Genomic DNA, 12,791 nt, shown 5'->3' with positions numbered 1-12,791 from the left:
GGCCCCGGGGTCAGCGTCCGATGGTGCTCGCCAGCAGCAGCTGCGCGACGTAGTAGAGCGGCAGTCCCCACAGGCGGTTTTGGATCTCGCGTCGTACGAATCGATCGCGGGCCACCGACAGATCCGACAGGTAGAACGCCATCGCGCCGACTGCGATCACCCGCGTTCCCCCGGCGGCCACGCATGCCCACGACAGCCCCACCATCACGGTGATGACTGCGATGTAGGCGTCGACCGGCCGGCGCATGTTCGAGGGCACGTAGGGCGAGAGCCATCGGCGCACCAGCATCGCGGGGAGCACGAGGCCGAGCACTCCGCCCACCGCCCACGTCGGGTCCACCCCGCGCAACCAGAAGGCCGCACCGAACGCCACGTGGCCCAGGAGGAACGCGCCGAGCCCCGCCAAGAACCACGCGTTGCGTCGCGACAGCAGGCACACGTCGCCCACCCAGCACAGCGCCAGCGCAGCCAGGATCGCCCGGCCGTAGTCATCGTCGAGTGCGCCCATGGCCAGCGCCGCCCCGACGAATCCGGTGGACGCCAGCGGCTTGGCCCAGCGCATGGTCGGCCCGTGCTCGCGAGCCTCGGCCCACAAGAGGACGACGAGCGCGGCCAGGGTCACCAGCGTGGGCAGCAGCATGACCGCCATCCAAGCACGGCCTCGGGCCCAGTCGCCAGCCCAGCCGTCAGCGGTGGTCGTCGACCGATCGCGCCCGTGATCACGCCGGGAGCGTCAGGGCGGCCCGTCGGGCGCGGTGCCGGCCTTGGTCGCGGGCGCGGTGGGTGTGGACCCGGTGGCCGGGACCTCGGCGGGCGCGGGCTCCTCCACCGCGCCCGAGGTCCAGCGCCACGCGTAGTAGGCCAGCAGCACCAGCGCCGCTGCCCCCGGGAGGATGTACGCCTTGTAGCGGTCGAGGTCGCGGTCCATCGCTGGCCAGGATACCAGTGCGAGCCTACGGCACGAGCGTCGCGCGGATCGCGTCGAAGAACGCCCGCGTCCCGAACACCTCGCCACCCGCCGGGCGGCCCGGTCGCGACGAGCTGTTCCACGCCATCGTGTCCACGTGGGCCCACCGCTGCCGCTGCGGGACGAACTCCTGCAGGAACAGCGCGGCCGTGATCGCCCCGCCAAAGCCCACGTTGGCGATGTTGTTGATGTCGGCGATCTTGCTGTCGAGGTGGCGACGATAGTCGCGGTGCAGCGGCATCCGCCACAGCGGATCGTGCACGCGCAGCCCCGCGTCGAGCGTTCGGTCGGCAAACCGGTCGTCGTTGCAGAACAGCGCCGGCAGCTCGGTCCCCAGCGCCACGCGGGCCGCTCCGGTGAGGGTGGCAAAGTCGATCAGCAGATCGGGCTCCTCGCTCGCCGCCTCCGCCAGGGCGTCGCACAGGATGAGCCGCCCCTCGGCGTCGGTGTTGCCCACCTCGACCGTGATGCCCTTGCGCGTGGGCAGCACATCGCCCGGACGGAACGCATTGCCCGACACCGCGTTCTCGACCGCGGGGACCAAGAGCCGCAGTCGCAGCGGGAGCCCGGCATCCATCACCATGTGGGCCAGGGCCAGCACCGAAGCCGCTCCGCCCATGTCCTTCTTCATGAGCTTCATGCCCGAGGCGTTCTTGAGATCGAGGCCGCCGCTGTCGAAGCACACGCCCTTGCCCACCAGCGTCAGCGAGGGCGCGCCCTCGTCACCCCAGCGCAGCTGGGCCAGGCACGGCGGGCGGGTGGCGGCGCGACCCACCGCATGGATCGCCGGATAGCCCTCGTCGAGCAGGTCGTCGCCCACGATCACCGAGTAGGTCGCTCCGTGCCGCGCCGCGAGGTCCTCGACCGCGCCCGCGAGCTCGGCCGGTCCGAGGTCGCCCGCGGGCGTGTTGATGAGATCGCGGGCCATCGCGATCGCCTCGAAGGTACGCTGCACCGCGGCGCGATCGCAGTGGGCCGGCCACACGAGCGTGGGCGGGTTCTTGTCGGCCTCCGGCGGGCTCTTGCGGTAGCGCAGGTAGCGGTAGCTCGCCAGCGCCCAGGCCAGCGCCGCCGTGTCGGCGTGCTCCGCTGCCAAGCCCTCGTAGCGATAGCGTCCCTTGGGCACGCGGTCGCGCAGCACCGCGAAGGCCCACAGGTCCGGCGCACGCCCCAGGCCCAGCACCACGCGGGCCAGCGTGCCGTCGCGCCCCGGGCACAGCGCGACCTTGCCCACGTCGGGCCGGAAGTCGAGGCTCTTGAGCCACGCCTGCGTGGACTTGCTCTGCGACTTCAGCCACGAGCGATAGCCCTCGGTCGTCACGGTGTCGACGGGAACGGTGCGGGCATTGGAGCGGGTGGCGAAGCAATCGGTCATCGCGTCCCACGCTACCGCAGGATCACCGCGGGCGTCGATTCAGCCCTTGCGGGCGCGACGGCGCTGGAGCGCGAGCCAGACCTTGCCCCAAAGCGATCTCGCGCCGTACGGCTTGCGGAGGATGGCCAGCACCCCCTGGCGCTCGAGCTGCTCCATGCGCTCGGGGTCGGTCTTGCTGGTCGAGACCAGCAGCTCCGCGTGTGGCAGCGAGCGCCGCAGCTCGGGCAGCAGCGTCTCGAGCGAGCCTCCGGGCAGCTCGTCGCCCACGATCACCAGGTCGATGTCCGGACCCCGGTGCTCGATGACCAGGGTGGCCTCGTGCACGTCGCTGGCCACCAGCGCCTCGAGCCCGAAGCGGTCGAGCAGCCGACGCGCCGCGTTGCGGACCAGCGCCTCCTCGTCGACGAGCAGCACCACCCCGCTCAGGGAGGTGAGCGCATCGTCGTCGGCGGCCTGCAACGGGCGGCTGGGCTCGGACGCGGGGAGGAACACCGAGACGCGGGTGCCGTGCGCCAGCCGGCTGCGGATGTCGATCTCCCCGCCGTGATCCCGCACCACGCTCTGCGCGGTGGACAGGCCCAGGCCGGTGCCCTCGCCCTCGGGCTTGGTCGAGAAGAACGGCTGGAACACCCGCGACAGCGTCTCGGAATCCATGCCGACGCCGCTGTCCTCGATCTCGATCCGCACGTAGCGGCCGGGCGACAGCCCGGGCGGCATGGTGTCGCCGTGCATCGAGAAGCGACCCGCACGAATGGCCAGCCGCCCGCCCTTGGGCATCGCTTGCCCCGCGTTGATCCCCGCGTTGATCAGCACCTGCAGCAGCTGCGCCGAGTCACCCATGACCCCCAGGCCCGGCTCGACGTCGGTCACCAGGTCCACGTTGCGCGGCAGCGTCCGTCGCAGCAGCGACGAGGCCTCGTGGACCAGGGCCGGGATGTCCACCGGCTCCATCACCGCCTCGCGCTTGCGCGCGAACGACAGCAGCTGTCGCGTGAGCTGAGCCGCGCGGCGTGCTGCCGTCTCGATCTCGCCCAGGCACTCGCCCACGTCGGCCGGCGCGTTGGGGTCGCGCGCCTTGAGGTAGTCCACGTTGCCGAGGATGGCCAGCACCAGGTTGTTGAAGTCGTGGGCCACCCCGCCCGCGAGCTGCCCGAGCGCTTGCATCTTCTGCGCGCGGACCACCTGCTCCTCGTAGCGGTCGTTGTGGGTGAACAGCAGGATCGTGCCCGAGCCCACCGCGACCTTGTCCCCCGATTGCAGTGGGGCCGCCTCCACGCGCTGGCCGTTGACGTAGGTCCCGTTGCGGCTGCCGAGGTCCTCGACCAGGTGCGTGCCGTCGGCTTGCCGAGACACCCGCATGTGCCGCCGCGAGACCCCCTCGTCGATGATGAGCCCGCGACCATCGACGTCGCGGCCCACGATCACGCCATCGCCCACGGCGATCCGCTTGCCCGCATCCGGTCCCACGAGCACGACCAGGAGGGCTGCGTTCTGAAGGCCGGTGTTCTGTCGAGTACGGACCGCCGCGCGGCGAGGCCCACTCGTGGTGCGCAACGAGCTGGTCTGGGGTTCGTGGCCCATTGTTCGGGTGGGCGTCGTTGCGCCTGGGTCAGCGTAGCATCATCGAGGCGCCTTGCTCGGGGGGCCGGACAGCTCGAACACCGCTCGATGACCCACAGTGGGCTGGCTCGGAGCGGGAGCGGGAGTGCCGTTTCGGGACGATGAGAGGATCTCTCGTCGTTCACCCACCGCCTCGCTCGTGAGGCGGACCACTACCCTGACGCATCGTTTCGCGTCCTGCGATGTGCCGCCGTTGCTACTGTCCGCTCGATCCATGCCGCTGCCCCGTGAGCCATCGACGCCGACCCGCGCGTGGGTTCGGGCCCCCAGTGCCGCCTACGCTCGCTGCCTTCGCATGGACGAGGGCCCCGACCCCCGCGTGGAGCTGGCCCAGCGCCAGCACGAGGACTACGTGGCCGCGCTGCGCGAGGCCGGGATCGAGATCGAGGTCCTCGCCCCCGAGGCATCGCTGCCCGACGCGTGCTTCGTGGAGGATGCCGCGGTGATCCTGAGTCATGACGTCGCGGTCCTGTCGCGAACAGGCGCGCCATCCCGACGCGACGAGGTCGCGACGCTCGAGCCCGTGCTCGCGCGGCGGCTGACGCTGCATCGGCTCGAGGCTCCGGCCACGCTCGATGGCGGCGACGTCCTGCGGCTTGGCGATCGATTCCTCGTCGGTCGCTCGAGCCGCACCAACGACGCGGGCATCGAGCAGCTGCGCCGCTTCGGCGAGCCGCTCGGCCTCGGGGTGGAGGCGGTCGACGTGGCCGCGGGCCTGCACCTCAAGTCGGCCTGCACCGCGCTCGACGATCGCACGGTGGTGGTCGATCCCGACGCGCTCGACCCGGCCGTGCTCGAGGCCCTTGGGCTCGTCGTGCATCGCGTGCCCGAGCCGGTGGGGGCCAATGTGCTGGCCCTGGGCGATCGGGTGCTGGTGTCGGCGGACGCCGAGGGAACCGCCACGCAGCTCGAGGCGAGCGGGCGCGTGGTGGTGCGGGTCCCGCTGTCGGAGATCCATCGCGGCGATGGTGCGCTGAGCTGCCTCTCGCTGCGCCTGCCCCCGCCCGGTGGGTGGTCGGTCTGAGACCGGTCGCGAGCGCCCGCCGGGTCAGGCTCCTGCGCTCGACGTTCGCTCCGGGTAGACGAAGCGCAGCGGCGTGGGGCCGACCTGAACCTCTGCATCCGGTCGAATCGTTGCGACGCGATCCACCGCGAGCCCATCGATGGTGATCGGCGCTCCGGGGGCTGCCGGTCGGATCTGTGCCAGGCGGGGGAAGCCGCTCCACTCGATGTGCGCGTGCACGTCGAGCAGCTCGCGGCCCGTCACCTGCACCGCACAGATCTCGCCTGCGCCGACCCGACGGCGACCGGGAATCAGGGGCACGCTGCGCCAGCTCCCGCTGGTACGAATCTGGACCTCGGCCGCCGGGGTGGCGCCGAGATCGTAGTGCAGGATGTCGCCGAGCGCCGACGCAAAGTGGCCCGCCAGCTGGGGGCGCTGCTGAGGATCCTTGGCCAGCGCGCGCTCGAGCAGCTGCAGCAGCGTGTCGGGCAGCCCCGCGCAGCCCGGATATCGCGTGATGGGCACCATCTCGCGGCTGGCATGGGCGTCGAGCCAGGCCAGCGGGTTGTCGTGGAGCGCCTCGATCACCTCGCTGACCGTCTGGTGAGCGAACAGCACCGCATGGCCCGACAGCAGCTCGTAGAGGATCGTGGCCAGGCTGTAGACGTCGCTGGCCGGGGTCAGCTCGTGGGTGTAGAGCTGCTCGGGCTGGGTGTAGTGGGGCGTGCCCACCACCGTGCGGGCGGCGGTGGCATTGCGCCCGTAGACCCAGGGCACGCCCCACGCCCGGGCCAGCCCGAAGTCGAGCAGCTTGACCAGTCCATCGGGCTGGATCCAGAGGTTGGCCGGCTTGATGTCGCGGTGCACCACGCCCTTGGCGTGCGCCTCGGTCAGCCCCACGCACACCTGCAGCATGAGGTCCACCGCCTCTGCGACCTGCATGGGCTCGTCGAACGCGTGGTGCTCGTTGAGCTGCTGGCCCTGCAGCAGCTCCATCACCAGGTAGAAGTAGCCCTCGCCGATGCTCGAGCCGTGGAGCTTGACCACGTGCGGCGAGGACAGCGTGCGCAGCACCGCGATCTCGCGGATCGCTCGCTGCACCAGGTCGACCGACATGTTGGGCAGCGCGGTGAGCTTGAGCGCCACCGGCTCGTCGCTGTCGGGGCTGAGCACCTCGTAGACGCGCGCGAAGGCCCCTCGCCCGATCTCGTTGAGGATCTCGAAGTTCTCGAACGTGTCGCCGGGATCGGGGAACGCGAAGGGAGCGGGTGGAGACACGGACCAACGGTAGCACGCCGATCGTCGCCACTGGGGTGGCTCCGTGCCCCGTGCCCTCGCGCCCCGTGGTAGATCCAAGGGGTCATGCGCCGCGGCACGACGGCATGGGGACTGCTCGGAGCGCTCCTCGGGAGCCTGGGCGCGTGCCAGGCCGAGCTGTCGGCCGACGACCTGCGCGACGCCATCGCGCAGTGGTTCGGGCGAGCAGAAGGGATCTCGGTCGATGCCGTTCGCTGCGAGCGCGGACTTCCGCGCACGCCGGGACCGGCGGTCGAGTGCGCCGTGATCCTGGGGACGCAGACCGTCGAGGTCACGGTGCAGGTGGTCGACGACGATGGCGCGCTGTCGGTCCGGCCTCGCCATACCACCCTGGTCGCGTCGCGGGCCGAGCTCGAGATCGGAAGGACCCTGCGGGATCAGGGCATCGACGTGGCCGAGGTCGAGTGCGAGGGTCCGGTGTGGGTGGCGCGGCCAGGGTCCGGGCATCGCTGCGAGGTGCGAGCGACGGACGGGCGCCGCTTCGAGTGGCGTGGCGTGTGGAGTGGCGACGGTGCGAGGCAGCGGACCACCGTCACCCCGCTGCCCCCGCTGCCCCCACCGGCCGTGGACGCAGGCGCTCGGGAAGGGGAGAGTCCGCCATGAGGGTCGGGAATCGGCGCGCGCGCTCGGGCGTCGGGGCCGCGATGCGCGGACGCCTGGGCATCGGATGGATCCGGTCGTCGTGCCCTTGGGTGCTGTGGCTCGGACTCGGCTGTGGAGGAACCAGCGGGACCCCGGCGGACGCCGGGCTGGAGCCACCGGCGTCCACTCCGGTCGCCGCCGCGGTCGAGTGCCCGACCGAGCCGCTCGACGCGACGGTGGCCCCCGGAACTCGGCCCGAGCATCGCGACGTCGAGCACTGGCTGGCCAAGCTCGCGCCCGGCCAGGCCGACGAGGTGCTGGTGCCACCCGCGGCCGTCGCCGAGCTCAACGCGCGATCCTCCGAGGTCGAGGGAGCGTGGCGCGATCCGTTCGACCCCTCCCTCGCGGATCCGACCGCGGTGACCCCAGGGCTCACCGAGCGCATGGGGTACCTGCGGGCGGCGGTCGACGAAGGGCGCATGGTGGAGGGCGAGGCGGGCAGCCTCGCGGCGGCCCACGCGATCGAGCTGCGGGCCGCGACGGCCGACGAGCTGCGCCTGGTGGCCGAGGAGGCGCCGCTATGGTGCGTGGCGCTCGACACCGGGCTCTACCGTCCCCCCGTCGATCCCGCCTTCGATCGCAACCGGTGCGCGAGCCTGCACCCGGGCGAGCTGGTCCGTGTGCTGCGGCGCAGCGAGGACGAGTCGTGGCTCTACGTGCACTCGGGGCACACCACCGGCTGGCTCCATCGGCCCTCGCTCACGCCACCGCTGCCCGCCGCGCACCTGCGGCCGCTGTGGGAGGGGCCGCGCCTGGTGCCCCTGCGCGACGACGTGCGGACCGAGGGCGGACGTCGGCTGCGGCTCGGTACCAAGGTGCCCGTGGTGGGCCAGGGCCCCGCGTCCGCCGAGTCGGGCGACGTGCGGCGCGTGCTGGTGCCCACCCCCGAAGGCCTGGTCGAGGACACCGTGCGCATCGACGCGGCCGGGTCGCGCGTGTCCGAGGGGGTGCTGCCGCTGACCCGTCGCAACCTGTGGACCCTCGCGCTCGCCGAGCAGGACACCCCCTACGGGTGGGGCGGCACCGGGGGCAATCGCGACTGCTCGCGGCTGGTGCACGACGTGATGGCCAGCTTCGGGATCGAGATGGCGCGGCACTCGGGGGTGCAGGCCAAGCAGGGCACGCGCTCGATCGACGTCTCGGCGCGATCCGAGGAGGCCAAGCTGGCCGAGCTTCGCCGGCAGGCCCAGCGCGGCGCCGTGCTGCTGCACATGCCCGGTCACATCATGATCTACCTCGGCGAGGAGGACGGGCAGCACTATGCGGTCTCGGCGATCAGCGAGTACCTCGTGCCGTGCTCGGGCGGGCCCGACACCGTGGTCCGGATCGGGCGGGTGGCGGTGACCACGTTGGAGCTGGGGCGGGGCAGCGAGCGCACGGCATACATCGAGCGGCTGGCCACGCTGGTGGTGTTCGCGCCCTCGGGCGGCTTCGCGCTGTGACGCGAGCCCCATTTCTCGGGCGGCAATCGGACTCGAAGTGGGGCACACTGGGCGGGCGACCCTTGCCATGATCCGCTCGCTCCTTGCCTTGTTCGCCGTTTCCTGCCTTGGCCCCGCGTGCATCATCATCACCAGCGACGACTCGGGTGATGACGAGACCGACCACGCCGACGAGGGCGGTCGGCCCTCGGGGGCCGACGAGACCGGGCCGCAATACTGTCAGATCGGCTCCGAGGGCTGCGCCTGCACCACTGGCGGCAAGTGCAACGACCCGTTCCTGTGCAACACCAACCTCAACATCTGCGTGGCCGACCTGTGCCCCGTGGGCACCGAGGGCTGTGCTTGCACCCCGATGGGCGCGTGTGATCCCGGGCTGACCTGCGCCTCCGACTTCTGCGTGGATCTGGGGTGCCCGATCGGCAGCGAGGCGTGCCCCTGCACCGAGGGGGGCGCGTGCGATCCCGGTCTCGAGTGCTACTCGGGCTACTGCGTCGATCCCGGGTCCTGAGCCGCTCGGTCGCCGGGCCCGCGAACCGCTCGACGATCGAGCCGGCCCGTGGTGTGCTTGGTGGGTGCTCCCGTTCGCAATCCTGGCAGGGACGCGGATAGGATCGCGGCCGTGACCGATCCCGGCCGGCCGAGGGCGACCAGCGACGACGAGACCCTCGCGGGGGACGTCGCGATCACCGGGGACGCCCCCGCACCGCGCTTGCCCCGAGGCGAGCTCGTCGCGGGCTCGAGCCTCGGCCGCTACGTCGTGCTCGCGCGGATCGGCGCCGGAGGCATGGGGGTCGTGCACGCCGGCTACGATCCCGAGCTCGACCGCAAGGTCGCCCTCAAGGTCCTGCGCGCGCTGCCCCGCAGCCTCGCCAGCACCGAGGGCCGCACCCGCCTGGTGCGCGAGGCCCAGGCGCTGGCCAAGCTCAGCCACCCCAACGTGGTCGCCGTCTACGACGTGGGCACGGTCGACGAGCGGGTGTGGATGGCCATGGAGTTCGTCAAGGGCCAGACCCTGCGGGGGTGGCTCGAAGAGGAGCCGCGCGGCTGGTCGCAGGTGCTGCAGGTCATGGTCGCGGCCGGGGAGGGGCTCGGGGCCGCGCACGCCGAGGGCCTGCTGCACCGCGACTTCAAGCCCGACAACGTCATGATCGACACCGCGGGGCGGGTTCGGGTGATGGACTTCGGGCTCGCCCGCGAGGGCAGCGAGCCCGCGAGCGGCAAGCGGGTGATCACCGGGCTGACCGAGCGCTCCGGCGGCTCGGTGCTGTCGGACGCGGTGACCCGGGTCGGCTCGCTGATGGGTACGCCCGGCTACATGTCCCCCGAGCAGCTCGGGGGCGCCGAGGTCGACGAGCGCGCCGATCAATTCGCGTTCGGCGTGACCTTGTGGGAGGCGCTCTACGGGCGTCGCCCGTACGTGGGCGATACGATCCACGAGCTCACGAGCAACGTGCTGGAGGGGCGGCTGCCGACCCCGCCGGTCGGTGCATCCGTTCCGGGGTGGCTGCGGAGGATCTGCGAGCGCAGCCTCGCGTCCGAGCCGTCGCAGCGGTTCCCGAGCCTGCGGGCCCTGCTCGATGCCCTCACGCGCGGGCGAGCCCGGGCCCGCCGGCGCCTCGGGGTGTTCGGGGCGGTGGCCGTGGGGGCCGTGGGCCTGCTGGCATTCGGGGTCCACCGCTGGGACGTCGCGCGTCGGATCGCCGCCTGCGAGGCCGAGGGCGCGGCGATGACCGAGGTGTGGAACGACGACGCGCGCACGCGGGTGCGCGAGGGAATCCTCGCCTCCGGGGTGAGCCACGCCGGGACCACGGCCGACAAGGTCATGCCGTGGATCGATCGCGAGGCCGCGGCCTGGGCCGAGCATCGGGCCCAGGCCTGTGTGAACGCCACCGTCGCCCGCACCTTCGACGAGGCGACCTTCGACCGCGCGCAGTGGTGCCTCGAGGAGCGCCGGCTGGCGCTCGCGTCCCTGGCCGAGGTGCTGGCGCGAGCCGACGCCACCACCACGCAGCAGGCCGTGCAGAGTGCCAGTGCGCTCGAGCCCAGCGTCACCTGTCTCCACGAAGACGTGCTGGTGCGTGCGCTGGCGCCACCCGATCCCGCGCTGCGCCCCCGCATCGCCGCCGTGCGGGCCGAGCTCGCACGCGCCGCTGCGCGTGCGCGGGCTGGAAGGGCCGAGGAGGGGCTCGCCAGCCTCGACGCGATGACCGACGAGGTCGAGGCGATCGCGTGGGGTCCACTGTCGGCCGGCGTGGCCGCGCGGCGAGCCGGTCTGCTGATGGCTCGGGGGTCGTTCGAGGCCGCCGAGCAGGCGGCCGTGTCGGCCTATCTCGGCGCGGCCGAGGCCAGCGCGTGGTCGCAGGCGGCCGAGGCCGCGCTCTTGTTGATCCCGCTGGTCGGTCGCGCCCGGGCTCGCCCCGACGACGGGCGGCTGTGGGCCGAGCACGCGCGCATTGCCATCGGGTTCGCGGCCGATCCCCTCGGCTTTCGCGAGTCGACCCGCCAAAACGACCTGGCCGGCATCGCCCTCGCCGTGGGCGAGTACCCGCAGGCACGCGCGCTCTACCAGCGCTCGCTGGAGCTCGTGCGCGAGTCCGTGGGTGCCGACCATCCCCTGGTCGGCCGCCGGCTGGTCAACCTCGGTGCGGTGGCCTGGTCGATGGGGGACGTGCAGGCCGCTCGCGCGGCCTACGAGGAGGCGCTGTCGATCATCGAGCAGGCCGAGGGCCCCGAGCATCCCGACGTCGCGGTCGTCCTCGGCAACCTCGCCGCGATCCACCACGGGGCGCAGGAGTATCGCGAGGCGCAGGCGCTCTACGAGCGGGCGCTCGCGATCGAGACCGCGTCGCTGGGGCCCGACCATCCCGAGCTCGCGGCGAGCATCGACAACCTCGCGCTGATCCGCCACGCGCTGGGCCGGCACGACGAGGCGCTGGAGCTGCAGCAGCGCGCGCTGGCGGCATGGGAGCGAGGCGCCGGTCTTCGGCATCCCAACGTCGCGCTGAGCCTGTTCAACCTGGGGAGCATCCAAGACGCGCGAGGCCGGCCCGCCGAGGCGCTGGCCGCCTACGAGCGGGCGGTCGAGATCCTCGACGAGCACGAGGGGCTGCAGCCCCAGGAGCCGGAGGCTCGCTTCGCCTTTGCCCAGGCGCTGGTACGGCACGGTGGTGTGAGCGAGCGGGCGCTCGAGCAGGCCCGGCTGGCGGCGCAGGGGTTCGAGACGATCGGGGAGGGCAAGGCGGAGGAATTGGCGCAGGTGCGGGCGTGGCTCGAGGCACAGGAGGCGAGCTACGGCGCGGTGGAGGCCAGGCGGTGATTCAGCTCGTCGATGACGAGGGGGAGGTTCTCTCCGAGGAGCAATGCGTGGAGCTGCTTGGGGCCCACGAGCGCCACGAGGCCTGCGGTGCCTCGGGTCCGTCCCCACTCGAACAAGCGGTCACGCGGACGCTCGTGCTCCATGGCATGTCCTCCGACGACCCGGAGTTCGAGAGCCGGCGGGCCACCTGGACTTGGTATTGCGTGCGGTTCTTCCGATTCGTGGCCGAGTACCAGGCGCAGCACGGAGAGCCGTGGGCAGAGGAACGTCCCGTGGATCGGGTGAGGCGCTCGCACTTTGCGACGCTCGACGTCAGCCCTGTGGACGAGCGCGGCGAGTCGATCGGGATTCGGGCGCTCGTCGAGCTCGATGCCCAGCACCATCGTGACAAGGCCACCCCAGGGTTTTCAGGGCCCACCGAGCTCGAGCGCGTGGCGGCACGAACGCTGGCCGAGGTTGGCGAGCCCGAGGACGACGTGCCCACGCTCGTGGTGTACTGGCAGCTCACCGAGATTCGGCTCTACAAGCGGGCGCAGGAGCTTCAAGCGCGTAGAGCCAGGGCGCGCGAGGGAGGGAGGCGCCGGACCCGATCGCAGAGTCGCCGAAGGCCTCGCCTCGAGCGAGAGCCGCGGGTCGCGGTCGGGGCCGAGGAGGCAGGAGAGGTCGAAGCGAGCGGCGCGGGTCCGGGGTCGTTCCGGTGGCATGAGCCGACGCCACGATCGGGCGCACATGCGCGCTACGAGCTCCGACGTGCATGGTGGCGAGACAAGGCCCCCACGCTCTGGCGCCTGCGGCATGCGGGGTGGTGGTGGCTGCACAATGTCGTCGTCCATCCGTTGCTCGGGTTGCTCCCCGTGGCTGCGATGGTGCGACTGCACGACTGGAGCAGCGCTCGCCTGTCCCGCTCGCCCTCGCTTGCCTCGCCGCTGCCGCGGATCCCTCATCGCTGGAGGTGGATCGTCCACAACGTGGGCGCCCACCTGGCGATCGGGCTCGTCCCCTGTGCCATGACGTTTCGCTGGCACGACCAGACCGCGAAGCGGATGCAGGTACCGGGCTGGGTGTGACCGCGCTCGTGTTGCAGTTCGATCGCAGGGGGCCTTGACCGG

Annotated in this window: 11 protein-coding genes; 6 read left to right on the top strand and 5 right to left on the bottom strand. The window is 72.2% G+C overall.

The window, feature by feature from the left end; genetic code table 11:
- Nucleotides 1–10: 10 nt before the first annotated feature.
- From OEB96_RS33720 to OEB96_RS33705, 4 genes are all read right to left on the bottom strand, one after another.
- Nucleotides 11–640 (bottom strand): lysoplasmalogenase, encoded by a 630-nt coding sequence (locus tag OEB96_RS33720; RefSeq protein ID WP_266220953.1) that lies wholly within the window; start codon nt 638–640, stop codon nt 11–13.
- Nucleotides 641–733: 93 nt separating this feature from the next.
- Entirely contained in the window at nt 734–928 is a 195-nt protein-coding gene (locus OEB96_RS33715; protein WP_266220952.1) for a hypothetical protein, read from the bottom strand.
- Between the two features lie 25 nt (nt 929–953).
- Entirely contained in the window at nt 954–2,342 is a 1,389-nt protein-coding gene (locus tag OEB96_RS33710; RefSeq protein ID WP_266220951.1) for a leucyl aminopeptidase family protein, read from the bottom strand.
- 39 nt (nt 2,343–2,381) lie between these two features.
- Nucleotides 2,382–3,815: an ATP-binding protein gene (locus OEB96_RS33705; protein WP_266220950.1), complete on the bottom strand. Its 1,434-nt coding sequence runs from the start codon at nt 3,813–3,815 to the stop codon at nt 2,382–2,384.
- Nucleotides 3,816–4,257: 442 nt separating this feature from the next.
- Between OEB96_RS33705 and OEB96_RS33700 the strand changes: the two genes are divergently transcribed.
- The gene (locus OEB96_RS33700; RefSeq protein ID WP_266220949.1) at nt 4,258–4,986 is read left to right on the top strand and encodes a dimethylarginine dimethylaminohydrolase family protein; all 729 of its coding nucleotides are present in this window, start codon (nt 4,258–4,260) and stop codon (nt 4,984–4,986) included.
- A 24-nt stretch (nt 4,987–5,010) separates the two neighbouring features.
- Here the strand turns inward: OEB96_RS33700 and OEB96_RS33695 are convergent, their stop codons facing one another.
- Nucleotides 5,011–6,243, bottom strand: a complete 1,233-nt coding sequence (locus tag OEB96_RS33695; RefSeq protein WP_266220948.1) for a serine/threonine protein kinase — start codon at nt 6,241–6,243, stop codon at nt 5,011–5,013.
- Nucleotides 6,244–6,327: 84 nt separating this feature from the next.
- On the opposite strand from OEB96_RS33695, the gene OEB96_RS33690 reads away from it, so the two are divergent.
- The 5 genes from OEB96_RS33690 to OEB96_RS33670 all read left to right on the top strand — a co-directional run bounded on the left by OEB96_RS33690 (nt 6,328) and on the right by OEB96_RS33670 (nt 12,749).
- Nucleotides 6,328–6,885: a DUF4333 domain-containing protein gene (locus OEB96_RS33690; protein ID WP_266220947.1), complete on the top strand. Its 558-nt coding sequence runs from the start codon at nt 6,328–6,330 to the stop codon at nt 6,883–6,885.
- Complete coding sequence (locus tag OEB96_RS33685; RefSeq protein WP_266220946.1) at nt 6,882–8,366, top strand: NlpC/P60 family protein; 1,485 nt, start codon at nt 6,882–6,884, stop codon at nt 8,364–8,366. The genes OEB96_RS33690 and OEB96_RS33685 overlap by 4 nt, the downstream gene beginning before the upstream one ends.
- A 67-nt stretch (nt 8,367–8,433) precedes the next feature.
- Nucleotides 8,434–8,874, top strand: coding sequence for a hypothetical protein (locus OEB96_RS33680; RefSeq protein WP_266220945.1), 441 nt, complete (start codon nt 8,434–8,436; stop codon nt 8,872–8,874).
- Nucleotides 8,875–8,985: 111 nt separating this feature from the next.
- On the top strand, nt 8,986–11,682 hold the full coding sequence (locus OEB96_RS33675) for a tetratricopeptide repeat protein (RefSeq protein WP_266220944.1): 2,697 nt from the start codon (nt 8,986–8,988) through the stop codon (nt 11,680–11,682).
- The gene (locus OEB96_RS33670) at nt 11,679–12,749 is read left to right on the top strand and encodes a hypothetical protein (RefSeq protein ID WP_266220943.1); all 1,071 of its coding nucleotides are present in this window, start codon (nt 11,679–11,681) and stop codon (nt 12,747–12,749) included. Before OEB96_RS33675 ends, OEB96_RS33670 begins: the two co-directional genes overlap by 4 nt.
- The last annotated feature ends 42 nt before the right edge of the window (nt 12,750–12,791 follow it).

The sequence above is a fragment of the Paraliomyxa miuraensis genome (genome assembly GCF_026337845.1).
Lineage (GTDB): Bacteria > Myxococcota_A > Polyangia > Nannocystales > Nannocystaceae > Paraliomyxa > Paraliomyxa miuraensis.
This window is presented reverse-complemented; position numbering and strand designations above follow the sequence as displayed.